At 62.1% G+C, this 22,537-nt stretch carries 22 protein-coding genes; 15 read left to right on the top strand and 7 right to left on the bottom strand.

Features of this window, described 5'->3' with window-relative positions:
• The coding region (locus tag ACYP01_RS26685) for a multidrug effflux MFS transporter (RefSeq protein ID WP_459683127.1) at window positions 1-1,021 on the bottom strand (1,021 nt) is incomplete at its 3' end.
• Between the two features lie 7 nt (window positions 1,022-1,028).
• On the bottom strand, window positions 1,029-1,880 hold the full coding sequence (locus ACYP01_RS26680) for an alpha/beta fold hydrolase (RefSeq protein WP_459683126.1): 852 nt from the start codon (window positions 1,878-1,880) through the stop codon (window positions 1,029-1,031).
• A 101-nt stretch (window positions 1,881-1,981) separates the two neighbouring features.
• Between ACYP01_RS26680 and ACYP01_RS26675 the strand changes: the two genes are divergently transcribed.
• The 15 genes from ACYP01_RS26675 to ACYP01_RS26605 all read left to right on the top strand — a co-directional run bounded on the left by ACYP01_RS26675 (window position 1,982) and on the right by ACYP01_RS26605 (window position 15,683).
• Window positions 1,982-2,467, top strand: a complete 486-nt coding sequence (locus ACYP01_RS26675) for a hypothetical protein (RefSeq protein WP_459683125.1) — start codon at window positions 1,982-1,984, stop codon at window positions 2,465-2,467.
• Window positions 2,464-2,862, top strand: a complete 399-nt coding sequence (locus ACYP01_RS26670; protein ID WP_459683124.1) for a hotdog family protein — start codon at window positions 2,464-2,466, stop codon at window positions 2,860-2,862. The genes ACYP01_RS26675 and ACYP01_RS26670 overlap by 4 nt, the downstream gene beginning before the upstream one ends.
• Window positions 2,863-2,943: 81 nt before the next feature.
• Window positions 2,944-4,233 carry an aromatic ring-hydroxylating oxygenase subunit alpha gene (locus tag ACYP01_RS26665; RefSeq protein WP_007731634.1) on the top strand — a complete coding sequence of 430 codons (1,290 nt, stop codon included), beginning with the start codon at window positions 2,944-2,946 and terminating at the stop codon, window positions 4,231-4,233.
• 122 nt (window positions 4,234-4,355) lie between these two features.
• Window positions 4,356-5,699 (top strand): M20 family metallopeptidase, encoded by a 1,344-nt coding sequence (locus tag ACYP01_RS26660; RefSeq protein WP_428691699.1) that lies wholly within the window; start codon window positions 4,356-4,358, stop codon window positions 5,697-5,699.
• Window positions 5,699-6,655, top strand: coding sequence for a DODA-type extradiol aromatic ring-opening family dioxygenase (locus tag ACYP01_RS26655; RefSeq protein WP_459683123.1), 957 nt, complete (start codon window positions 5,699-5,701; stop codon window positions 6,653-6,655). The genes ACYP01_RS26660 and ACYP01_RS26655 overlap by 1 nt, the downstream gene beginning before the upstream one ends.
• Window positions 6,656-6,685: 30 nt before the next feature.
• The gene (locus ACYP01_RS26650; RefSeq protein WP_019746500.1) at window positions 6,686-7,558 is read left to right on the top strand and encodes an alpha/beta fold hydrolase; all 873 of its coding nucleotides are present in this window, start codon (window positions 6,686-6,688) and stop codon (window positions 7,556-7,558) included.
• A 109-nt stretch (window positions 7,559-7,667) separates the two neighbouring features.
• Window positions 7,668-8,624 carry an NAD(P)-dependent oxidoreductase gene (locus ACYP01_RS26645; RefSeq protein ID WP_459683122.1) on the top strand — a complete coding sequence of 319 codons (957 nt, stop codon included), beginning with the start codon at window positions 7,668-7,670 and terminating at the stop codon, window positions 8,622-8,624.
• 204 nt (window positions 8,625-8,828) lie between these two features.
• Window positions 8,829-9,812 (top strand): ABC transporter substrate-binding protein, encoded by a 984-nt coding sequence (locus ACYP01_RS26640; protein ID WP_138871460.1) that lies wholly within the window; start codon window positions 8,829-8,831, stop codon window positions 9,810-9,812.
• Window positions 9,809-10,672, top strand: a complete 864-nt coding sequence (locus ACYP01_RS26635; RefSeq protein WP_459683121.1) for an ABC transporter ATP-binding protein — start codon at window positions 9,809-9,811, stop codon at window positions 10,670-10,672. Before ACYP01_RS26640 ends, ACYP01_RS26635 begins: the two co-directional genes overlap by 4 nt.
• Entirely contained in the window at window positions 10,669-11,505 is an 837-nt protein-coding gene (locus tag ACYP01_RS26630) for an ABC transporter permease (RefSeq protein ID WP_138871461.1), read from the top strand. The genes ACYP01_RS26635 and ACYP01_RS26630 overlap by 4 nt, the downstream gene beginning before the upstream one ends.
• Window positions 11,506-11,518: 13 nt before the next feature.
• Window positions 11,519-12,304 carry a class II aldolase/adducin family protein gene (locus ACYP01_RS26625; protein ID WP_054188628.1) on the top strand — a complete coding sequence of 262 codons (786 nt, stop codon included), beginning with the start codon at window positions 11,519-11,521 and terminating at the stop codon, window positions 12,302-12,304.
• 150 nt (window positions 12,305-12,454) lie between these two features.
• Window positions 12,455-13,465 (top strand): NAD(P)/FAD-dependent oxidoreductase, encoded by a 1,011-nt coding sequence (locus ACYP01_RS26620; protein ID WP_007731607.1) that lies wholly within the window; start codon window positions 12,455-12,457, stop codon window positions 13,463-13,465.
• Between the two features lie 3 nt (window positions 13,466-13,468).
• Entirely contained in the window at window positions 13,469-13,789 is a 321-nt protein-coding gene (locus tag ACYP01_RS26615) for a DUF362 domain-containing protein (protein WP_459683120.1), read from the top strand.
• A complete protein-coding gene (locus ACYP01_RS26610) occupies window positions 13,789-14,613 on the top strand; it encodes an alpha/beta fold hydrolase (protein WP_063315224.1) in 825 nt (274 codons plus the stop codon). Before ACYP01_RS26615 ends, ACYP01_RS26610 begins: the two co-directional genes overlap by 1 nt.
• Before the next feature lie 167 nt (window positions 14,614-14,780).
• Window positions 14,781-15,683 (top strand): IclR family transcriptional regulator, encoded by a 903-nt coding sequence (locus tag ACYP01_RS26605; protein WP_007731601.1) that lies wholly within the window; start codon window positions 14,781-14,783, stop codon window positions 15,681-15,683.
• A gap of 11 nt (window positions 15,684-15,694) precedes the next feature.
• On the opposite strand, the gene ACYP01_RS26600 is transcribed toward ACYP01_RS26605, so the two are convergent.
• The 5 genes from ACYP01_RS26600 to ACYP01_RS26580 all read right to left on the bottom strand — a co-directional run bounded on the left by ACYP01_RS26600 (window position 15,695) and on the right by ACYP01_RS26580 (window position 22,477).
• On the bottom strand, window positions 15,695-17,218 hold the full coding sequence (locus tag ACYP01_RS26600) for an AMP-binding protein (RefSeq protein ID WP_007731600.1): 1,524 nt from the start codon (window positions 17,216-17,218) through the stop codon (window positions 15,695-15,697).
• Window positions 17,219-17,233: 15 nt separating this feature from the next.
• On the bottom strand, window positions 17,234-18,181 hold the full coding sequence (locus ACYP01_RS26595; protein WP_007731598.1) for a quinone oxidoreductase family protein: 948 nt from the start codon (window positions 18,179-18,181) through the stop codon (window positions 17,234-17,236).
• A 50-nt stretch (window positions 18,182-18,231) separates the two neighbouring features.
• Window positions 18,232-20,568 (bottom strand): CaiB/BaiF CoA-transferase family protein, encoded by a 2,337-nt coding sequence (locus tag ACYP01_RS26590; RefSeq protein ID WP_228232382.1) that lies wholly within the window; start codon window positions 20,566-20,568, stop codon window positions 18,232-18,234.
• Between the two features lie 119 nt (window positions 20,569-20,687).
• The gene (locus ACYP01_RS26585) at window positions 20,688-21,659 is read right to left on the bottom strand and encodes an ABC transporter substrate-binding protein (protein ID WP_459683119.1); all 972 of its coding nucleotides are present in this window, start codon (window positions 21,657-21,659) and stop codon (window positions 20,688-20,690) included.
• Between the two features lie 26 nt (window positions 21,660-21,685).
• On the bottom strand, window positions 21,686-22,477 hold the full coding sequence (locus ACYP01_RS26580; RefSeq protein ID WP_459683118.1) for an enoyl-CoA hydratase/isomerase family protein: 792 nt from the start codon (window positions 22,475-22,477) through the stop codon (window positions 21,686-21,688).
• Between the last annotated feature and the right edge of the window lie 60 nt (window positions 22,478-22,537).

Here is a 22,537-nt window from a genome sequence, read left to right as displayed (position 1 = left end):
CGGCTTCTCCGTGGCGGGACAGTGCAACCGCCGGTGCGTTGGGCATGACAAAACCCGTTGCGCAGAGCATCAGCAGGATGGGGACGGCAAACCCGACGAAGCCCCACGAGTCGGTGGCGGCAACAACAACAAATGCAGTGCCGACGGCACTACTGCCCCACATCGCCCAGATCGTGATGGAATTCGGCGACCACCGGCCGAGGAGCACGACGTTGAGCTGGGACGAACCGATCAGAACGACGGCACCGCCGGCAAAGGCAAATCCGTATGCGGTGGCGCTCAGTCCGAACTGTTCCTGCATCACGTAGGACGACGCGGCGATGTACGACCACAGAACGCCGCGGCCGAGACCGCACACAAGTACCAACACCATGAAGTGGGCATCACGGCCGAGCGCAATGTAGTTTCGCGCGATGGCGCCGATGCCCTTGCCCGACCGATTCTCGGGTGGAAGTGTCTCCGGAAGCGATACCGCCGCGAGCGCGATCATGGCGATGCCCAGGACGAAGAGAGCGAGAAAGACTCCGCGCCACTGTGTTACGGACATCAGTGCCCCACCGATGGAGGGGGCCAGGATGGGCGCTACGCCCATGACCAACATCAGTCGCGAAAGTACAACCGCCGCATCGTGTCCGGTGAAGAGATCACGAACGATTGCCATCGCGATCACGCCCGTCGCGGCGGCGCCGAAACCTTGAAGGGTTCGCAGCGCAGTGAGGACTTCGATGGACGGAGCAAAGAAGCAGGCCAACGACGCGCCGACGTGAATTACTGTGCCCACGAGCAGGGGACGTCGACGTCCGTAGATGTCGGACAGTGGGCCGATGAGCAACTGGCCGAAAGCCAGACCCAGCAGGGTGCCGGTCAGGGTCAGCTGAACCATCGTGTCCGACGTGCCGAATTCCTGCGTGATCTGCGGCAGCGCAGGAAGATACATGTCGACGGTGAGCGGCCCGAGGGCGGTGAGAATTCCGAGAAGCAGTACCAATCGGATCCGTGCACCGCCCGTCGGGGCGATCACCGTTCGTTCAGTTGTGCTGTTGGTCAAGGAAACCCGAAACTACACTGTAGTAGTCGTATGGTCGCTCTTCCTGAAGATGATGCGACGCCTTGTCCATGATGTAGAGATGGCCATGGGGAATCATCCGCGCCAGCATGAGCGGGTAGTCCGGGGTGAGGAACGCGTCGTGCATGCCCCAGGCGAAGAGCGTCGGCGCCTGGATCTGGCCGAGTTCAGCTGTGAGATCCTGCCAATCGCCACGAGGTGAGTCCGCCGAGGCAGCCAGGGCCATTTCTTCGGGGTCGAGACTTTGCTCGTATCGCATCTGGAGAGTTTCGGTGGGCAACTTCGATCCGTCGAACCATTCGAGACTGGTGATCAAGGTGCGGAGTTTTTCGAGGGTGGGGCCGGTGCCGCCGTAGTAGACGTCGCGGGCGTTGCGGCCACGACGGCCATCCTCGGGGAGCGGCGCGAGTGGTCCGTAGAAGACGGGCATGCTGCCCGTGATCACCAGGGAGCGAACGCGTTCCGGGTACTTTGCCGCAAGATTGAGCGCTATGGTGCCGCCCCACGAGTTGCAGACGAAGTCTGCGCGTTCGATTCCGAGCTCGTCGAGCAGGGCAACCATCTTGGCGGCGTGGAAGTCCCACATGGGGCCGGTGATGGTGCACTTGTCGGACCGACCGTATTGCAGGAGATCAACGAGAATCGCTCGTCGATCCGAGGCGAAGAGCGGTGCCACCGGCCCGAAGTCGGACCACGCAGTGCAGCCGGGGCCGCCTCCGTGCAGGAAAATCGTGGGGTCGCCCTCGCCGAGGTCGTAGTAATGGAATGTGACGCCATCTGCTTTGGCGTACAAGCTCTTCGGTTGATCAGCCATGGCTATACCTGACCTCGAGGTGAGCGGTATGGGAAGTATTGCGGTCCGGCAGGCGAACCCGGTTCGTGGCTGTGAGACTTCCGAATGCCTAGCGTGCTGGCATGAGAACAGAACTCGAGCATGCGCGTGATCGCGCGGAGGCGATGATCGGTACGCGGGAAACGAGAGAGCTGGGAACGGTGCGTCCGGCGGAGTCGGTTGCGTTTGCGGTTGCCGCCGCCGAGACGGACTCCCGGTTTCTCGACCCGGAGCACCCGGCATTTGCCGTCCATCCGATGTATCTGCCTTCGCTTTTGCGAGGACCGCAAGGCGGCTCCGATCGAGAGTACCGAGCAGACGGCATGTTTCGTGACGAAGTGCCGGGCACAGACGGTATCGACGTGCGCTTGATGGCGGGCGGGCAGAGTGTGACGTTTTTGCGACCCGCCCCGTTGGGTGAGGATGTCGTCGTAGGGCGAGTACTCGATACCGTGACGACCAAGGGCCGGGCTCCGGACGAGTTTCTGCTGCTCTCGGTCACCAAGACTTACCGGGGTGCGCAGTCCGGCGCATTTGCCGAGGTCGTCGAGAAGTTCATCGTCCGATGACCGAAACAGTAGTGGTGGGCACGCCGATCGAATCGGTGACCTTGGTCTGCGATCCGGTTCGGATCCTTCGATTCGGGGCGTCGACGCACAATTCGCACCGTATTCACTACGACGCCTCTTATGCGCAGACGGAGGGGTTGTCCGCACCGGTGGTCATGGCCCAGTTGCAGGGCACGCTGTTCTTTCGTGCCGCGTCACACTTTGCCGGTGGATACGAAGGAGTTGTGTCCGTCTCCTGGCAGAATCGTGCGCCCGCGCCTGTCGGAACCACGCTCGAGGTGTCGGGTGAAGTATCCCAAATCGACAGTGACCAACTGACTTTGGCGTTGCGGGAGTATTCGGACGATGGCGTGCTGTGTGCCGTCGGAACCGCTGTGGTGGTCCGGGTCTGCTGAGCGAACCGAATCCGTTGGCGTAGACCGCAATCTCACCCAAGATCTGTTTCATTCAAACGTTCAGTGTCGAGAGGACTTCACATGACTGGTGTCGAGGCGTCGGAAGCCACGTTCGCGCTGCCCGAGCGGCCACGAGCGGCCGGTCGGCAGGATTGGACGGCATGGCCGGGTTACAACGCAGCCGGCAGCGGATACCGCGGTTACTGGTACCCGGTCACGTGGTCGAACCACATCACCAAAGACCCCAAGAGCTTCACCATCTGTGGTGAAAAGCTGGCGATCATCCGCGACGCAGGCAAGGCATATGCCCTGCACGATCGGTGCCCGCACCGCGGCGTTCCGCTGTCCGAGGGCGATCAGCAGTTCCCGGGAACCGTCAGCTGCCCGTACCACGGCTGGACGTACCGGCTCACCGACGGCAAGCTGGCCGCGGTCATCACCGACGGTCCGGATTCCAAGATCTGCGGCAAGCTGAACGTCCAGACCTATGCGATCGAGGAGCGACTCGGTCTGGTGTGGGTGTACATCCCGATCGCCAACGAGCCGGCGCCGTCCATCGACGACCAGTTGCCGCGTGAGCTGGTGGAGAACAAGGGTATCGTCGGTGGTCGGATTCAGCCCCGAGAAGGTAACTGGCGCTTCGCATGTGAGAACGGTTTCGACGAGGGACATGCGAAGTACCTGCACCGCACCGCATTGTGGCGTCTGTTCAAGCCGATGCCGACGTGGAACATCACGAGCATCGTTCCGGAGGGACGCTGGATCTACCGCGTGCAGGAAGAGGTGTACTGGGAGGCGGAATTCCCGGGCGTGGGAACCTGGACGAACAAGCGGTGGTGGAAGAAGAAGCCGGACGAGACGCAGATTTCGCAGATCGGAAACGTCGGCGCCGGTCTGGACGTCAATCCTGTGATCGCAGCTCAGAACTTCCCCGGTTTTGCTTCACTGTCCATGCCGGGTGTCCTGCGCATCGCGTACCCCAAGTTCATTCACTACGAGTTCTACGTCCCGGTGGACGAAGACAACCACAAGTACGTCGGCCTCATGGTCAACTTCGTCTCCGGCGCAGCAAAATTGGGCTTCTACGCCAAGTACCTCGGCGCGATCCGCTGGCTGTTCCACGGTCAGTTCTCGGGTCAGGATGCGTGGATGGTCGAGGTCACCGACGCGCCGCCGGAGAAGCTGTACCGACCGGACGTGTCGCTGACGACGTGGCGAAATCTGGCAGAGGAAGAGTACGCCGAGAAGATCGCCGACGCGGCCAAGCACACCCCCAAGGCGCCGGTCAGGCCCACCCGAGAGCGCCGGACGCCAACGCCCCGCTCGGCCCCTGTCGCCGACGCTCAGATTCCCACCGGCACCAGCGAATAGGAGAGATACATGTTCAAGATTCTGACGGCTGTTGCTATCGGTGCCGCTGTTGCAGTGGCAGTTCCCAAGCTGTGGCAGCTGGCCGGCGAGCGCAGCAATACTCAGGTACATCAGGTCAATCCATGACCACTGCGAGGGCCGATGCTCTCGCAGGCCTAGGCGACGAGCGCCGGGAATGGGTCGAGCGAGCCTACGCCCATGTCGATCGTGCGCGATTGCGGGATCTCGCCACTTCGGTGGTGAACATTCCCAGCCCGACGGGTGACGAAGCACCGCTGGCCCGCCACATCACGGCGGTCCTGGCAGCGTCGGGCATCGAGGCCCACACAATGGATCTCGATGATCGGCAAGCGAACTCGTGGGGAAGGCTCCGCGGTGACGGGTCCGGACCGGACCTGTTGCTGTATGCGCCGATCGACACCGTCACGACGGGCGATCCGGCGGAAGACCTGCCGTGGGTGGGAAACGAGCTGCGAGCGGATCTGACGCCGCACGCTCAGTTCGACGAGAACTACGTGATCGGATTGGGTGCGTCGAACCCCAAAGGCCACGCCGTCTGCATCGTCGCAGCGGCCGAAGCAATTGCCGCAGCGGGTATTCCGCTCCGCGGGGACCTGGTACTCGGATTCGGCGCCGGCGGTATGCCGACCAATGCCCGCCCCGGTGTCGGAAACCCCCGACGCAACACCGGCCAGGGCGTCGGCTGCTCGTTCCTCCTGGAACAGGGAGTGTGGGCGGACTGCGCGTTGATCGCCAAGCCCGGCTGGACAGTTTCCTGGGAAGAAGTGGGACTGGCCTGGTTCGAGATCACGGTGCACGGTCTGCACACCTACGTCGGCTCGCGCCACCGGTTGCCGTACCGCAACGCGATTACCGCAGCCGGCGAGGTGGTCGCCAAGTTGGAGGAATGGTTCCCGAAGTACTCGGCGGCGCATCAGGACGGTTTGGTTGCGCCGCAGGGGATCGTTGCCAACATCCGCGGCGGGTGGGAGCGAACAGCGTCGTTTACCCCCGAGCAGGTGCGCCTTACCGTTGATCTGCGGCTCAGCCCGCGGACGACGCCCACCGCAGCCAAGCGTGAACTCAAAGCTGTCGTGGCGGAGATTGCACAATCGTTGGATCTGCAGATCGACGTCGAACAGGTTCTTGCCATCCCCGGTGAGGGTTCCGACCCTCGAATGTGGTTGCGCCGTGCCGCAGTCGACGCGTGGGAAGCTGCCGAAGGAGAGCCGCATCAGGACTTCTTCGACGCGAGTGGAGCCACCGACGCAAACATCCTGCGCAGCCGCGGCATCCCGACGATTCGGGTGGGTATGCCCAAGGTGGTCGACGCACCGTTCGAGGTGGACTTCGCGATGGGGATGAACACTGTGGATCTGGCTGCGGCGGAGAGATTTACGAAGTATCTGATCCGAGTGGCCCTCGACACCGTCACCCGCTCGCTCGAGGAAGTAGGAATCGACTGATGGCGAAGATAGTTCTGGGTATCGGTGCCTCCCACAGCACCTTGATGAACACCCATTGGGAAGAGACGACGCACAAGGCGGAGGCCGAACGCTTCCGGGACGCGCTGTATCTGAGCCGGGAGAAGATCGCGGCGTCGAAACCCGATGTTGTCTTGATTCTCGGCTCCAACCACTTTCGTGGTTTCTGGCTGGATCTGATTCCGGCGTTCACTCTCGGCGTCGGAGAGTGCATTTCCAGTGGCGAGTCAGGAACACCCAAGGGGCCGCAACGGGTCGACGTGGAGTTCGCCAGGCACCTTGCAAACGAGCTGATCGAAGGTGGCCGGTTCGATCTTGCCTACTCGGCGCGATTGCAGATCGATCATGGTCAGTCTCACGCGATTCAGTACCTTCTCGACGGAATCAACGTTCCGATAGTTCCGTTGGTGGTCAACGTATTCGCACCGCCTCTCCCGACGTTCAAGCGATGTGAGGAAGTGGCGAAGGCCCTGCGCGATGCCGTTGCGTCGTATCCGGCGGATACCCGCGTCGTGGTGATCGCGTCCGGCGGACTGTCTCATCGTCTGCCCTGGCCGGACTGGCGTGATCCGCACGGTGAGGACGAGGATTTCATGGTTCAAGCCTGGCTGGACGGCCGGGAGAACTGGTCCGACTACGACGTCCGGCGACGCCAGATCATCCGCGCAGCCGATGCCGCGATCACTCCGGAGTTCGATGACCGCATTCTTGATCTGTTTGCCAGCGGCAAGGCAAGTGAGCTTGCCGAGTTCACGACGCAGCAGATCGAAGACGAGGCGGGCAACGGTGCGCAGGAGCTGCGGACCTGGCTCATGATGGCCGCGATGCTCGACTACGTTCCGGGTGAACGCCTTGCCTACGAAGCGATTCCCGAGTGGCTCACCGGTATGGGTGTCACGATTCTCGATCCAGCTGGAACGACCAGCGCAACAACATAATCTGCACCTTCAGTAAAGGAAGTTTCTCTGATGACAATCTGGAACGAACTTGCCGGACTCGATTTCGAGTTGACGACCGTCGACGCCGGCGGTGTGCCCACGCGCTCTCTGCAGGCAGGATCCGGTGACGAGGCCGTGATCTTCCTGCACGGCACCAGCGGACACCTCGAGGCATTTGCACGCAATATTGCACCGCACGCCGAGTCTTACCGGGTTCACGCGATCGACATGCTCGGCCATGGTTACACCGGCAAGCCTGACTACCCGTACGAGATTCCGCGCTACGTCGAGCATTTGGTGAACTACCTCGACGCGGTCGGACTGGACCGTGTGCACTTGGTGGGCGAAAGCCTCGGTGGTTGGGTCGCTGCCTACCTGGCCAGCGAGCAGCCCGAACGTGTTCTGTCGCTGCAGTTGCTGGCAGCAGGTGGAACAGTCGCGAACCCGGTAGTCATGGAGCGCATCAAGACGTCGACCGCGAAGGCCGTCCAGAGCGACGACATCGAATTGACCCGCGCACGTATGCAGTTGCTCATGCATGATCCCGCCGATGCAACCGAGGAATTGGTTCAGGCTCGTCACCGGATCTACCATCAGCCTGATTTTGTCGCCAACATCCACAACCTCCTTTCCTTGCAGGAGATGGAGGTTCGCCAGCGGAACCTGCTGCGCCCGGATCGAATGGCACTCATCAAGGCGCCGACTCTTGTGGTCTGGGGTCAGGAAAATCCGTTCGGTGATGTTCCGGAAGCGAAGAAGATGGCCGAGGATATTCCGGGCGCTCAGCTCGAACTCTACTCGGAGTGCGGTCACTGGCCGCAGCACGAGCAGGCAGCGAAGTACAACCCGCTGAGCCTCGAGTTCTTGGCAAAGGCATCAGCCAGCGCGAAGGCAGCTATCTGAGAAGTTCCTGCCAAATATACTGCTGCGTAATGGAGCCGGCCTCTCGATCGGGAGGCCGGCTTCCGCGTTTTCGAAGGTACAGTCATCGTCTTACCGCGAAGGAGTTCTCGTGAAGAAAGTACTTCTGCTGACGGCCGACGCCGATAACGGACTCGGTACCGCAATCCGTGACGCCGTCGGGGGTGAGGCGGAGGTAGTTCGATTACCCGAACGCACCACGGGGGCGCTCCGTGCGGAGTTGCCGACATGCGACGTCGTGGTGGGGGACTGGAGTGGTGATCTGCCACTGGGCAAGGAGGAAGCAGAGCTCGGCCGGAATGTGCTCCTCGTCCAACAGCCCGGTGCCGGAACCAATTTCATCGATGCGGAAGCCTGGCGCGCCGCCGGAGTTCCGGTGGCGAATACCCCCGGTGCAAACGCGAATTCGGTTGCGGAATGGGCAGTGCTCGCGGCAGGTGCGTTGTGCCGCTCCATGTTCTGGGCGCACAACGAGGTTACCGACGGTCGATGGCCACAGGAATCCATCCTGACGCGCGATTGCCGCGATCTGGCGCAGCGCCGGGTCGGCGTCGTAGGTGTCGGTTCGATCGGCCGCCGGTGTGCAGAATTGTTTGCCGCATTCGGTTGCGACGTCTACGTCACCGCGCGTTCGAGACTGCGTGACACTGTGGCTGCGACGTTTGTGTCGCTCGACGAGTTACTACCTCTCGCGGATGTCCTGGTGCTGGCCGTCCCGCTTACGGAATCAACTCGGGGACTGATCAATTCCCATCGAATTGCGCAGTTGCCCACCGGGTCGATCGTGGTCAATGTGGCGCGCGGCGCTGTCGTCGACGACGCGGCATTGGCGCGTGCCTTGCGTTCCAGGCATGTCGGCGGCGCTGCCCTCGACGTGTTCGACGTTGAACCACTACCGATTTCGAGCCCGCTCCGTGGATTCGATTCGACCCTCCTGAGCCCGCACGTCGCCGGCGGCAGCGCCGGAGCGCGTGCGTCGATCTACTCGATGACGGCGCAGAATGTCGCCAGTGCGCTGCGCTCGCAGACAATTCGGTGGACATTGTGATTCGGTGGACATTGTGATCGAAGGCCGTGTTACCGCAGTATTTCGGTCCGCACGTTCCTCCAGGTGCAGTGTTTCGCCGAGGTAAGTTCCTGTCCCCGGTCCGCACGGTGGACCCGGTTGGTTCTCGGGTGTAGGTACGCACGGCTAGGTTTGCTCTCCACGACCCGCAACTGCGGCACAGATCACAAACAAAGGTGTGAGTAGATGGCCTCGCTGTCAAAGTTTGGAAGGACTGCTCTTGTTTCGGCTGCGCTGCTGCTGACCGTTGCAACCGGCGCATGCAGCCGCCCGGCGACGCAAAGCACAGCTGATTCCGCCGGAAGTGGACCACTGCGTATCGCAGTCGGAATCGATGCTTCCTACGCTCCGTTCTTCGTGGCGGATCAGGAAGGCATGTTCGACGCCGCCGGTTTGGACGTCGAACTCGTCCAGTTCGGTCGTGGTGGCGAGGCCGTCGACGCACTCTCGACCGGGCAGGTCCAGATCGCCGGTAGCTCAGATACGACAACGATCGCCCAGTTGCGTCAGAATCCGTCGTTGCGTGCGATGTACTCGTACGAGGCGTCCGGTGACTACATCAAGGTCGTGCTGCGTAACGGTGTCGACTCACCGGCTGCGATCAAGAAGATGGGCATCGTCCCGGGTCTCAGCCAGATTTCGACGGACAAGTACCTCGCTGCCAACTCCATTGCCCCCGGTTCGGTCGAGATGATCTCGGCGACCCCGACGGACATGCCCGCACTGCTCAGCCGCGGCGACATCGACGGGTTTGTCCTGTGGGAGCCGTGGCCGGCCACCGCCCTGGATCAGGGGACCGGCCACGTAGTGGCAGTAACCGGAGACTACGGCTGGTTCTATCATCATTGGGCGATCACGACGGCTCCGTGGTTGTCGGCCAACGAAGAGACAGCGCGAACCGTCGCGAAGGTGCTCGACGAGGCAACGCGCAAGGTCGAGTCGGATCCGGGCGTGGCAGCGTCCGCGACCAAGGCGGCTGTGAACGTCAGCGAGGATCAGACTATTGCCGCGGTGGACGAGATCGACTTCGCCGTGGTGAATCTCGAAGCTGCGGATGTCGAGTCGGCACAGTCGATCGTAGATTTCTACAAGTCGATCGGTGTACTCAGCGAACAGCCGGATCTCGAATCGGCAATGCTTCTGGATTGGTACAAGGATGGTGCACAGTGAGTATCGCAACAAGTAATTCAACGTCTAGCTCGGCAAATAGCGCGGGCGCAGGTGGTCCAGGCAAAAAGAACACCGGTGTTGCCATCGACGTGGTCGACCTCGGAATCAGCTTCGGCGCGGCGGAGATCGTCGCCGGAATCGACATGCACGTGCAGCCAGGTGAATTCGTCTGTCTGCTCGGTCCGAGCGGCTGCGGCAAGTCGACGCTGCTGTCGTCCATGGCCGGCTTCGTGGAACCTAGCGCCGGCGAGATCGTGTGCGACGGAGATGTCGTCGACGGCAGTAACCGCCACGCAGGCATGGTGTTTCAGAGCTCCGAAGCGTTGTTCGAATGGATGACCGTGAGCCAGAACGTGGCCTACGGCCCCAGGATGCGTGGAGCGAACCGCAGCGAGCAGACGAGTATTGCGGCCGAGTATCTCGCGATGGTCGGCTTGCCCCACGCGGGTGCGAAGTTCCCCTCGCAGCTGTCCGGTGGTATGCGGCAACGTGTTCAGATCGCACGAGTTCTTGCCAACCAGCCGTCGTTGGTTCTCATGGACGAGCCGTTCGGTGCGTTGGACGCTCAGACTCGTCAGGTTCTGCAGACCGAACTCGACCGTATCTGGCGGCACACCCGCTGCACCGTGGTGTTCGTGACTCACGATATCGACGAGGCGCTGACGTTGGCTGACCGTGTGATCGTGATGTCGGCCGGCCCGCGGGCCCGGATCAAGAGCGTCTACGAGGTCAATGCGGCTCGTCCGCGAGACCGCAACGATCCCGAGGTGATCGAGCTCTACGAGAAGCTGCGGGACGACATTCGGGCAGAAGTGGTTGCGTCGCTGCGGAACCAAGGCATTGAGGAGGACGAGCTGTGACGGCTGTAGTGACCGGTGGTTCAGCCGGCGTGAGAACAGCGAAGGTGGCGCAGACAAAAAAGCGTTCGTCGGCGCGGCGATCCAAGATTGTCAAAGCGACGCTGATGTATGCAGCCTCAGCGGCAATCGGTTTGGGTATCTGGTCGTTCCTGGCATGGTGGTACGGGCCGACCACCATTGCATCACCGGCCGAAGTATGGTCGGCGGCACAGGAACTGTGGGAGAGCGGCGTTCTGTGGTCGTCGATCACCGCATCGGGTCAGCGAATTCTCATCGGCTGGTTCCTGGGTGTCGTGATCGGTGCTCCCGTCGGAATTCTGATGGGCCGCATTGCCATCGTGCGACAGCTCCTCGATCCGTACATCGAGTTCTTCCGGTTCATTCCTCCTATTGCGTTTGTCACTCTCGCCGTCGTGTGGTTCGGCATCGGTGAGACGTCGAAGGTTGTTCTGATCTTCTACACCTCGGTATTCATCGTCACGGTCAGCACGATTGCCGCGACTGTTGCGATCAGCGAGAACAAACTTCAGGCAGCGGCAAATCTTGGTGCCAACAAACTTCAGATCATGAAGACGGTGGTCCTGCCCTCGTCGATCCCCGGCATCGTCACCGGCGCTCGCCTGGCGATGGGCAACAGCTTCCTCACCATCGTGTCGGCGGAGATCGTCGCCGCCGACCAGGGTATCGGTTCGATGATCTGGCAGGCTCGAAACTACGGCCGGATCGACTGGACGTTCGTCGGCATCATCGTCCTGGGCATCATGGGCTTCATCTTCGACCGGATCCTCCGCATTCTGTCCTCGCGGTACCTCGCCCGTTACGGCGTCAAATAGTCAGGAGCGCAGCATGAATCACCCGCTGAGCATTGCCGAGCAGGCCGGAATTCCGGGACCGCCCGAGTTCACCGATATCGAGAGTGAGCGGCGTCGTCGCAAGACCGCTGTCATCGGCGGGTATCGGATTTTGTCGAAATTCGGTTTGGACGAGGGAATCTCGGGACATATCACCGCCCGAGACCCAGAAGATCCGGAGACTTTCTGGACTGCGCCGTTCGGGCGGCACTTCTCCCAGGTTCAGCCGGAGGAATTGCTGCATGTGGCGTCGGACGGCGCGGTCATTTCCGGAGACGGACCGCTCAACCGAGCAGCGTTTGTCATCCACAGCAAGGTTCACGAGGCTCGTCCCGACGTCATCGGAGCTGTTCACGCTCACGGTTTGAACGGTAAGGCGTTCTCCTCGCTGCACACCCGCCTCACGCCGATCACTCAGGACGCGTGCGCCTTTCACGAGGATCACTCGATCTACGAGGAGTATCACGGGGTGGCGCTGGACGAAGAGGAGGGGATTCGCATCGCGGATGCCCTCGGATCGAACAAGGCCGTGATCCTCACCAACCACGGTCATCTGACCGTCGGAACTTCCGTGGAGAGCGCAGTGTGGTGGTATGTGTCGATGGAGCGGTCGATGCAGGCGGAGTTGACGGCGCGAGCCGCCGGTGATCCGGTTGTCCTGCACGAGAAGATCGCGGCGCAGACCTACGAAGCAGTCGGCACCGAGAAGGTGGGGTGGTTTGCGTACTCGACCATCATCCAGAAGATCGCAGCAGACGAACCCGAGGTATTCGCGCACTGAATTCTTCGCGCACTGAATTCCTGCGAGCATTGGGCCCGTCGACCGAGAGGTCGGCGGGCCCTTTTCGTGTTGTCCCGCAACTGTTACCGAGGTCTGTTGAGCGGACCGGTTTCATTTGCGTGAGTCCGTCGGCGCAATACCGTATCGAGTGTGAACAAAACGTCTTCCACGGCGACCGACAACGAGATCGGCGTCGATATTCTGATCATTGGTGCCGGCCCCGCCGGGCTGTACGGCGCGTACTACGCAGGCTTCCGCGGCCTCTCGGTTGCCGTGATCGATGCCCTTGCGGAACCGGGGGGACAGGTCAGTGCGATGTACCCGGAGAAGGCGATCCTCGACATCGCGGGATTCCCTTCGGTCAAGGGACGCAACCTCATCGAGGGTTTGATGGCGCAGGCTGCCCCGTTCGATCCGGTGTACCTTCTGGGCATGCAGGCTCGTGAGCTGTCGCATGACGACGACGGCCGGGTGCGGATCACCACCAGCACGGGCCAGGTCGTGGTGGCCGGCGCGGTTGTCATCACCGGCGGCATCGGAACCTTCACCCCGCGTCCGTTGGCGAAGGGTTCGGAGTTCATGGATCGGGGGCTGAGTTACTTCGTCCCGGATTTGTCGGCGCACACCGGGAAAGACGTTGTCATCGTCGGTGGCGGCGACAGCGCGTTCGACTGGGCCGTTCACCTGGAACCGATTGCCAAGTCCGTCACCCTGGTTCACCGGCGAGATCGTTTCCGCGCGCACAAATCCACAGTCGCCAAGGTGCAGGAAAGCAGTGTCCAGGTTCTCGTCAACGCCGATGTCTCGGCGGTACGTGGAAACGGGTGGATCGGCGAGGTCGACATCACCCACAAACAAGACAAGAGCACGTCCACGCTGCTCGCTCAATCCGTCATCGCTGCATTGGGATTCACGGCCGACCTCGGTCCGATGATGGAGTGGGGAATCGAGATCGACAATCGCCACATCGCGGTGAACACACGGATGGAGACGAATGTTCCGCGTGTGTATGCCGCCGGGGACATCACGGACTATCCCGGCAAGGTCCGCTTGATCGCCGTCGGTTTCGGCGAGGCCGCGACTGCGGTGAACAACGCTGCGGCAGTGCTGGATCCGGAAGCAGAAATCTTCCCTGGACACTCCACCGAACAGGAGAGCTAGGCAATGGCATTTGTCATCGGTGAAGCATGCATCGACTACACGGACCGATCATGCATGGAAGAATGCCCCGTGGATTGCATCTACGAGGGTGATCGCAAGCTCTACATCAACCCGAACGAATGCATCGATTGCGGCGCTTGCGAATTGGCCTGCCCGGTGGAGGCGATCACCGTCGACCGGAAAGCAGACCCGGATTTCAACGAAGACAACAAGCGCTTCTTCCTCGAGGTCTTGCCTACCCGTAGCGAGCCCGTCGGAAATCCGGGTGGTTCGGCAAAGATCGACATCGTCGGCGTCGATACCCCGATGGTTGCGGCGTTCTGATGGCTGGCGGCCTGCAACTCGGATACGTTGATTCGTCTTTCGGGCAATTGCATTACGCGCAGCAAGGTTCGGGTGAGGCGATTCTCCTGCTTCATCAGGCGCCCCGGTCGTGGGACGAGTTCCGCGAGTTCATTCCACTCCTTGCCGACGACTTCCGCGTTGTCGCGATGGACATGCCGGGGTACGGCAACAGTGCTCCGGTGCCCGGCCCGCAGACCATCGAGACCTATGCGCGAGGCGCGTGGGAATTGCTCGACACCCTGGGCGTCGATCGAGTCACGGTCATCGGTCACCACACCGGTGCGGCAGTGGCGCTCGAGATGGCGGCATCACGCCCCGAGAGGGTGCACGCTGCCGTGCTCTCGTCGTGCCCGTGGACCGACCGCAACTACCGCGAGGGGCACTCGGGACCCGGTGGGATCGACTGCGTCGACCGGGCCGCAGACGGTAGCCATCTGACCAGGCTGTGGGAGATGCGTCGCCCCTACTACCCCGAACCAGGCACCGCACTGCTCGACAGGTTCATCCGAGACGCGCTTGCCTACCGGGTAGATCCGGCGGAGGGGCACAAAGCCTGCGCCCGCTACGTCATGGAGGCGAGAGTCGGTTCGGTGACTGCGCCGGTTTTGCTGATCGGCGCGCAGAAGGATCCCTTCTCGATGCCTAACATTGCGCCGTTGCGTGCACACCTGACGGGTGCGGCAGTGGTGGAAAAGGAGATCGTCGAATCGGGGACCGTCGCACTCGTCGAGGAGCACGCTCCGCAAATTGCATCCGCCGTCCGCATGTTTCTGGAGAATTACGCAGGTAGGCGCCCCGTGTAAACTCTGCGGGACGGGTTCACTGAGCGGACCGTGTGGCGTGCGTCTCATCGTGTCGTCACCATAGTGTCAGTCTCGAAGCACCTGCACCTAACGAGGACCCCGACCGATCTCGGTCGTTGTGGCACTCGGTCTCGGCAGGCTGTCACAGATCGTTCAGGAGGACACTCATGGCCGCTCCACAACAATCCGTCGGGTTCGGATCCGTACTACCCATCGCGTCGGAAACGACCGCTGCATCGCAGCCTGCAGGTGAACTGTCCTCGGTCCTGGGCAAGGCTCGAATGATCTTGGACGCTTTCGACACCGACCACAGTGACCTGTCTCTGACGGAGCTCACCCGGCGCAGTGGGGTCGCGAAAGCGACGGTTCACCGGTTGGCCGGCGAGCTGGTCGAGTGGGGATTGCTCGAGCGCGCGGGTACCAAGTACCGGCTCGGCCTGCGATTGTTCGAGCTGGGCCAATTGGTGCCGCGTCAGCGGATTCTGCGCGACGCGGCGCTGCCGTACATGGAGGACCTACTGCTGGCGACGCAGGAGACGGTTCACTTTGCGGTTCGTGACGGCATCGACGTCCTCTACATCGAGAAGATCATCGGACACCGCGGGCTCAATCAGCAGTCGCGGGTGGCCGGTCGGCTCCCGCTGTACTGCACCGCCACCGGCAAGATCATCCTTGCCTTCTCCCCGCAATCGGTCTTCGACGAGGTAGTCGAGCAGGGTTTCACCGCCTTGACCAGTCGAACGACGATGTCCGTCAGCGTGCTGCGCCAGCAAACCGAGCGGATGCGTAAGGAACAACTCGCGGTGGAGGTCGAGGAGACACGGCTCGGGTACATGAGCGTCGCAGTGCCGGTGTTCAGCGGCCCGCGCACTCTGGCCGGCGCGTTGTCTGTGACAGCGCCGACGGCTCGCCTCAACGTCAGCCGCATCACCGGGGCCCTGCGCACTGCCGGCGCCGGAATCACCCGAAAACTTCATGCCATGAAGTGCACACATTCGCCGAGCGACCCGCTGGCTCTGCGCACGATCTGCAGTCCGGTGATGTGTTCGTTCAACGGTTGCGGCAAGTAGCGAGGCGCGGTCTATCGCCGGGCGCGGAACACGCTCTTCTCGCAGTCCCAGGTGTGTGGGCCGACGCCCCTCTCACGTAGCACTGCTTTCTGTACCTTGCCGGTTTCGGTGAGTGGCAACGTGTCCACGACGTCGATGTACCGGGGAAGTGCAAAGTACGGCAGCTGTTGCTGGGAGAACTCCAGAATCGAAATGGGGTCGAAAGATACTCCGGGGCGCAGTATTACAGTTGCCATGACGTCGTCCTCGGCCAGATCCGACGGTACCGGGAAGACGGCAACCTGACCGACCGACGGATGCAACGCCAGAACGGTTTCCACTTCGGCCCCGGAAATATTTTCACCGCGGCGCCGAATCACGTCTTTGATGCGATCGACAAATCGGAACCAGCCGTCTGCTTCCCGAATCACCCTGTCACCGGTCTGTATCCAACTCTCCGTCGCCGGAATCTCCTCGCCCAGATAGCCCAGTGAACAGGCGCCGGGGATCGTGCTGCGGACCACCAGTTCGCCGGGCTCCCCGTCTGCGGCCGCAGTACCGTCGTTGACGACTGCGGCGTCGTAGCCACTCATCACCCGCCCCATGTACCCGGCCCGCCGATCTCCCGGAAGTGTGCCGATCACGAGATTGGTTTCGGTACTTCCGAATCCGTCCACGAGTTCTACACCGAATCTCTGGGCAAACGGTTCGATCAGATGAGCCGGTGTTGCGGGGGCAAGTGCCACGTGGACGCTGTGCTGTCGGTCTTGCGGCGATGGGTCCGCGTTCATCAACATGGCCACCATCGCACCCAGTAGGTAGTCGACAGTTGCGCCGATCTCGCGAACTTCGCGCCAATGATTGCGGACCGAAAAGCGTTGTCCCAGGAAAAAAGTAGACCCGGCCCAAAGGGACTGAACAAAGGCATTGAGAGCATTGGTGTGAAACAGCGGCAGGCAGTTGTACAGCACATCGTCCCCGGTGAGCCCGAGTGAGGCGCCGACGCCTTTGCCCCACTGCAGGAACTGCGCGTGCGGGCATCGGACGCCTCGGGGCAGACCGGTGGTGCCGGAGGTGAAGAGTATCGCGGCCAGGTCGAGCGGATCGAGGGTCTCGGGCTCACAGCCCGGATGCGAACCGGCAGTGGGGACGCACTGTTCACCCATGACCCACACGGTGCCGTCGAATCCGGCTACAGCGCCTGAGTATTCGGGTGAAACCAGGATCCGTTGTACACCAGCCTGTTCGAGTGCGCTGGCAACACTGTCGGCTCGGAGGGCCGTATTGAGTGGGACGACAACCGCACCGATCCACGCGCATCCGAGAACAAGGTCTGCCAGTTCGATCCTGTTGCCGGACAGTGCCGCCACGCGCTCCCCACGGCCGACACCGTGATTACGGAGATCCGCCCCCATCGACGCTGCACGATCCCGCAATTCGCGGTAGGTGACCGTGATCCCGTCGACGACGAGCGCCGGGTGCTCCGGACGCTCCAAAGCTCGCCTCCGGATCAAATCCGGAAGCGAGCGCGGAATGGCATGTGCGTCGTGGTGCATGGGTAATTGTATCCCTCAGGGTACGACGACGGCCCGGCCGGCAACCTTGCCCTCACCCATCAACTGCAGTGCCGTTGCGATGTCATCCAGCGGAAACTCCTGCACTGCAACGGAAATCTTGCCTTCGATGAGCAGCCGGATCATTTCAGGTGCCAGTTCGGCTTGCCGGGCAGTCTTGCGAATCATGTTGACGGGCAGGATCCGGACATCGCTGAGCAACCAGTTCGGCAAGTCCAGGGTGAGGCTCTTACCCAAGGTATATCCGATCAGGGCAGCCCGGCCACCGGGGACAACACTCGCCAGAAGGTGCGGCAAGCCGTCGCCGCCAAGCGTGTCGATCACGGCGTCGACGGAAGGCTCGGATCCCACCACTCCGGCAAGTTCGTCGCCTTGCCCGACGACGGGACGCACACCCTCCGGAAGCAAGGCAGCCTGATCTTCGCGCGGTACAACACCGATTACCTCGGACGCTCCGGCAAGCAGAGCGAACTGTGCTGCCATCGATCCGACAGCGCCGGATGCTCCGGCGACAACAACTCGTTCGCCGGGAGCGACGGCTGCAATGTCGTTGACGGCAACATAGCCGGTTGTGCTGGGTAGGAAAAAGGTTGCGGCGACGGCCGGCGACAGTGCGGGATCAAAGGGTGTGAACGCCTTGTCTGCCGCTACCAGATACTCAGCCCAGCAACCGTTCTTGAACAGGCCGACTCCGCCGCCTCGGACCAGAAGGCGGGTGCCAGGCTCATAGGTGTCGGATTCGATTACCGTCGCCGCTCCGTCTGTTCCACCGATATGTGGCAGGTTCGGCTTGACTCCGAAGTTTCCGCTCGCGACGGTGATGTCGAGATGGCCGAGCGCGGCAGCGTCGATGCGCACGAGCGTCTGACCGGATTCACGTGTGGGAATGTCGATGTCGTCGATGACCGGTGAAGTGCCGAACTGATGGAGTCGGGCCGCGCGCATTGTGTCTCCTAGTAGCGATCTGTGAATGGATGTACTGAATATGAGTGCGGTCAGGACAGGATCGACTGGTCGCGAAGTCCGGCGATCAGTTCGTCGCTGTATCCGAGCACCGACTCGAGGACGTCGTCGGTGTCCGCGCCCAGCACCGGCGCAGCGCGTCGGATCGAGCCGGGTTCGGAGTTCCGGCGAACGGGGATGCCTTCGTGGAGGAATGTTCCGGCGAGGGGATGTTCCTGTGCCGAATAGAAACTGCGTGCCCGAAGATGTGGATCGCTCTCGACCAGGTCGCGTCCGTCCTGGACGGTGCCGGCCGCGATACCCGCCGATTGCAAGCGTTCCATGACGGTTTCGGGTGACAGAGTCCTGGTCCAGTCGGCGATGGCGTCGTCGATACGTTCGTGATCGGCTTGGCGGCTTTCTGCACTCGCGAAGTCAGGATTGCCGATCCATTTCTCTGCTTCGATGATGCGGCACAATGCATTCCATTCCGTGGTATCGCGAACGGCAATCGAGCACCACCGGTCGCTGCCGAGGCACGGGTACACGCCGTGTGGTGCCAGTTCGTGATGGCTGTTGCCGATCGGATCGGGGGACTGTGACCGGGCGGCTCGGAGAACGCTGGTACCCATGTGCGCTGCCATGGCTTCGAGTTGTGACAGGTCTACGTGCTGTCCCCGGCCGGTCCGGTCGCGGTAGTCGAGGGCTGCCAGCATCGCGACGCCGGCTTGCAGTCCGGCGACGATGTCGCCATGGCCGTAGATGACTCCGACAACGTCATCGGCGTTCCAGCCGGTCAGTGCGGTCAAACCGGTACTTGCCGAAACGATGTCGGCATACGACACCCAGTCCTTGCGAGGACCGGTGTGACCCATCCCGGACATCGACACGTAGATGATGTCCGGTTTGAGCTCCCGGAGTTGTTCGTAGCCGAGCCCCATCTTGTCCATGACCGACGAGCTGAAATTCTCGACCACGACGTCGGAGTTCCTGATCAGGTCGCGCAGTACCGAAAGGCCCTCTGCGGATCGGGTATCGAGTGTGATGCTGCGCTTGTTGCGGTTGACGTCGTTGAAGTACCCGCTGGTGTTCGGATTGTCGTGCGGTCCTCGCGAGAGATGCATGAACGGTGCAAAGCGAGTCGGGTCCGGGCGTCCGATCGATTCGACCTTGATGACATCGGCACCGTGGTCGGCAAGGATTCTGGTGCCGTACGGGCCCGCCAACACCCACGTGAGATCCAGGACGCGGACACCTTCGAGGCTGGGCGTGCTGCCACCGCTGAACTCGTGGGTTTCGTTCACTGCCACAGGCGAGGTGGCCTTCAAGAGTTCCTGATGCTGGCCCAACCGGGCAGCCTCGAGCGTTCCGATGCGCCGGCCTTCGGGGAAAGCGAAGCCGAACCCGAGATCGCGGTAGGTACCGTGATCTCCGGTCACGTCGGTGAAGAAGTCCCGGTCGTTGAGTTGCGGGTTACGCAGCAGTTCTTCGGGCCGGTCGACCGCTGCCCACGGCAACTTGCGTGACTGCGCGCTGACCGCGAATTCTTCCTTCGGCCACTTCGCGATGAAGGCGGACAGAACGTCGAAAATGTGTTCCTGATGCGTCTTTCGGTAGACCGCGTCGGACCACTCCGGTTGATCGAGATCGTCCTGAGCATCGTTGTCGATCAGCCAGGCCAACATGCCGTCCCACATGCGGGGGCTACCGCCGAGGCCGCCACCGACATAACCGTCGGCGGCCTGGAACAGTCCGTGCGGAACGAGCGGATGTACCCGGCCCGGACGTGGCGGGACGCGGTCCTCGTGAATGTAGGCAAGAGTGCCCGCTTCCAGCGCGGCGGCAACACATTCCTGAGCGCTGATCTCCAGCAACGGGTTGTGGCCCTTGGATCGCGAACGCAGTCCGAGAAGCACGCCGATTGCGGCATTGATTCCGGCGAGCTGCTCAGCCTGGAGTTCGGGGAGCAGCAGTGGAGGGTGCTCGGGATCGCCGACCTGGGCCATCATCCCGCCGAGTGCCGCGACGGTCAGATTTGTTGCCTTCCAGTCACTTCGCGGTCCGGTTGTGCCGAAGGGTGTCACTCGTACGTGAACGAGAGATCCTCGGTTGTCGCGTAGAGCGCCGGTCGCGCTGCCGTCGAGCAGGACGTCGGCACTGCGCAGCAGTGCTTCGAAAGCGAGGCGATCGTTGCTGTCGTCGATATCGAGGACAACGGACTTCTTGCCCGCATGCCAATGCAAGTACGAATCACCTTGGGACTCGGTGCGACTGGGGTCGCCGGTGGGTGGTTCTACCAGAATGACCTCGAAACCCAGCCCGACCAGGATGCGCCCGGCGAATCGCGCAAACGGACTGGAAATCTCTACGACCCGTACCGGGGGATGCACCACAACTACTCCGTTTCAATCGAAAGATATCGCCGAACCGACTGGTGTCGAACGTAGTTCTGCGGGCCGGTGGGCGACATGATTTCGGTCTGCCCACCGGACCCGTTCTCACTCTCCGCTCAGGCGGCGTTCTGCTCGACCCATCCCGAGAGCAGGACGGCCGACGGATCGATGTCCGCGGAGATCTTGCCCTGCTCGCGGAAGAATGCAACAAGTTCGTTTGCGCGCTCCACGTCGTCCTCGGTGAATCCGCGTCCACCGAAATCGATTTGGGTCACCCGGTCTGCGGCCTCGGCCGGGTCCATCTGGATAGACGCGGCAATTGCGGTTGCAGCCAGATCCGGATCCGAGTTCACGATTGCCGACGCTTCCGAGATCACCTTGAACACCTTGCCTGCGGTTTCTTCGTTCGCGGACAACCAGTTGTCCGAAGCGATGATCCATTGGGCGTACTTGGCGCCGAAGTCGCCGGTCGTGGCAACAACGCGCCCGCCGGTATTGACACTCTGCGTCACCCAGGGGTCGAAGGACAGGAAGCCGTCGATGTCACCGCGCGCCAGCAAAGCAGGCTGTTCGGGCGGGCTTGTGCTCACGAGTGTGACCGTCGTGGGGTCGATGCCGAGACTGGCCAGGTACTGGTTCGTGAAGTAGAGACCGATGCCGGGGAAGACGCCCATGGTCTTGATCGACTTCGGTTCGACGCCGTTCCTCAGTACAACCTGGAAGTACCGGTCGGATTCCTGAAATACGCCCAGCGCCCGCAGGCTCGGATTGGCGGCCATGACGGACAGTGCCGTCGAGTCGGCATTGCCGGAGAGTTCCGAAGTTCCGGCTACGACGTTCTGGGCGCCCGCCGCCCCGCCTTCCGTCTGGATGACCTGGACGTCGAGGCCGGCGGCCTCGAACATGCCCTCGTGGTCGGCCAGGAAAATCGGGGCGTACGACGGGTCTACACCCACCGCGATCCGTACCAGGCCACCACTTTCGGCGGAGTTGTCGGTAGCGGGGCGGGTGCATCCGCTGACGGCGATCGTCAGGGCGGCGAGAGAAGCGACTGCGCCCACCCATTTCTTCTGAAATTTGTTGAGCATGATGGCCTCTCGGTAAATGGGAGCTGTCAGCGTCCCGTGAAGGTGGGGGACCGCTTGTCGAGGAATGATTGAAGTCCCTCAGCAGCGTCGTCCGTCTTGATCAGGTCGAGCACTGCCTCGAATTCGAGATCCAGCGCTTGATCGAGCGGCAACGACATGCCCTCGTAGACAATGCGTTTGATCATTCCGATGGTGGCAGTGGGTTTCGTCGCGAGTTCGCGTGCGAGGTCAGCGCAATGCGCATCGAGGTCGGCGTCCGCAACGACGGTGTCGACCAGGCCGATATCGAGTGCATGCTCGGCGCTGAGGCGCTTGCCTTCGATCATGAGCACTTTGGCTCGGTGAGCACCGATGAGGCGTGGAAGTCGCTGGCTGCCACCGGCACCCGGAAAAAGCCCAAGTCCGATCTCGGGGAAGCCGATGGTCGCCGACTGCGCCATGATGCGGAAGTCGCAGGCCAACGTCAGTTCTGCTCCGCCGCCGAGTGCGTGCCCGTTGATCTTCGCGACGACAGGTTTGGGAGCCGACTCGAGGATCCGCTGTACGTCGACCCACGGGCGCATCGCGCGCTGAGTTTCTTCCGTCAGCTCGCGCATCACGGTGATGTCCGCACCGGCGACGAAGAACCGTCCAGTGCCCGTCACTACAATGGCGCGGACGGTCTGGTCCGACGCGAGTACCGGCAGTATCTCCAGAAGCTCGGCGATCATGCTGGGGTTGAATGCGTTGGCTGGAGGTTTGTCGATAGTCACGGTGGCAATCGAGTCTGTGACGTCGACGGTGACGAAGTTGTAGGTCTGGCCGGTCTGTCTCGTCAAGTGAGCTCCTGTCAGCGGGTTGGCGGGGTAAACCGGTCGAGCCGGGGGATGTGTAGTGGG

This window comes from Rhodococcus sp. no. 34 (assembly GCF_054589475.1).
This window is presented reverse-complemented; position numbering and strand designations above follow the sequence as displayed.

Bases quoted from the DNA above. Each gene is read 5' to 3' on its own strand.
- ACYP01_RS26675 (WP_459683125.1), top strand. From the start codon at position 1,982: ATGAGAACAGAACTCGAGCATGCGCGTGATCGCGCGGAGGCGATGATC.
- ACYP01_RS26650 (WP_019746500.1), top strand. From the start codon at position 6,686: ATGACAATCTGGAACGAACTTGCCGGACTCGATTTCGAGTTGACGACC.
- ACYP01_RS26670 (WP_459683124.1), top strand. From the start codon at position 2,464: ATGACCGAAACAGTAGTGGTGGGCACGCCGATCGAATCGGTGACCTTG.
- ACYP01_RS26615 (WP_459683120.1), top strand. From the start codon at position 13,469: ATGGCATTTGTCATCGGTGAAGCATGCATCGACTACACGGACCGATCA.
- ACYP01_RS26655 (WP_459683123.1), top strand. From the start codon at position 5,699: ATGGCGAAGATAGTTCTGGGTATCGGTGCCTCCCACAGCACCTTGATG.
- ACYP01_RS26640 (WP_138871460.1), top strand. From the start codon at position 8,829: ATGGCCTCGCTGTCAAAGTTTGGAAGGACTGCTCTTGTTTCGGCTGCG.
- ACYP01_RS26660 (WP_428691699.1), top strand. From the start codon at position 4,356: ATGACCACTGCGAGGGCCGATGCTCTCGCAGGCCTAGGCGACGAGCGC.
- ACYP01_RS26665 (WP_007731634.1), top strand. From the start codon at position 2,944: ATGACTGGTGTCGAGGCGTCGGAAGCCACGTTCGCGCTGCCCGAGCGG.
- ACYP01_RS26680 (WP_459683126.1), bottom strand. From the start codon at position 1,880: ATGGCTGATCAACCGAAGAGCTTGTACGCCAAAGCAGATGGCGTCACA.
- ACYP01_RS26610 (WP_063315224.1), top strand. From the start codon at position 13,789: ATGGCTGGCGGCCTGCAACTCGGATACGTTGATTCGTCTTTCGGGCAA.
- ACYP01_RS26625 (WP_054188628.1), top strand. From the start codon at position 11,519: ATGAATCACCCGCTGAGCATTGCCGAGCAGGCCGGAATTCCGGGACCG.
- ACYP01_RS26585 (WP_459683119.1), bottom strand. From the start codon at position 21,659: ATGCTCAACAAATTTCAGAAGAAATGGGTGGGCGCAGTCGCTTCTCTC.
- ACYP01_RS26600 (WP_007731600.1), bottom strand. From the start codon at position 17,218: ATGCACCACGACGCACATGCCATTCCGCGCTCGCTTCCGGATTTGATC.
- ACYP01_RS26605 (WP_007731601.1), top strand. From the start codon at position 14,781: ATGGCCGCTCCACAACAATCCGTCGGGTTCGGATCCGTACTACCCATC.
- ACYP01_RS26595 (WP_007731598.1), bottom strand. From the start codon at position 18,181: ATGCGCGCGGCCCGACTCCATCAGTTCGGCACTTCACCGGTCATCGAC.